This is a genomic window from Haloferax sp. Atlit-6N (genome assembly GCF_003383195.1).
GTDB classification, from domain to species: Archaea; Halobacteriota; Halobacteria; order Halobacteriales; family Haloferacaceae; genus Haloferax; species Haloferax gibbonsii.
On record NZ_QEQJ01000359.1, the window covers coordinates 1 to 449 of the forward strand.

A 449-nucleotide genomic window follows, 5' to 3' on the forward strand; every position below is an offset into this window, starting at 1 on the left:
AGGCGCAGACTCACCAATCTCGATGTACTGACGTTCCCACTCACGGCGGGCTTCGATTTCACGGCGGCCGCGACGCGTGAGGGTATAGACATTCGTCCGCCGGTCTTTCTCGACGAGGCCCTTCTCGACGAGTGTATCGAGGTTCGGGTAGAGTCGCCCGTGATGGATTTCTTTCTCGTAGTACTCCTCGAGTTCCTCCTTGATGGCGAGACCGTGGGGCTCTTGGAGGCCGGCGATCACGTACAGGAGGTCGCGCTGGAAGCCGGTCAGGTCGTGCATCGTCCTGCTCACTGATACGAAGCGCTATCGCATCCGTCTGTTGCCCCTCAGAGGGCAGTACAACGCCACAGACACCGAATCAGATACCTATATGTTTATACAGAGGACGGGAGAACAATCGCTGCGTATGGCAGACCTGATCGTCAAATCAGCCGTGAAAGAAGCGCTCA

The 449-nt window shown here is 57.2% G+C and carries 1 protein-coding gene; it reads right to left on the minus strand.

Annotated features, from left to right (window positions below):
- A partial coding sequence (locus DEQ92_RS22750; RefSeq protein WP_147299602.1) for a PadR family transcriptional regulator occupies positions 1-279 on the minus strand: 279 nt, incomplete at its 3' end.
- Between the last annotated feature and the right edge of the window lie 170 nt (positions 280-449).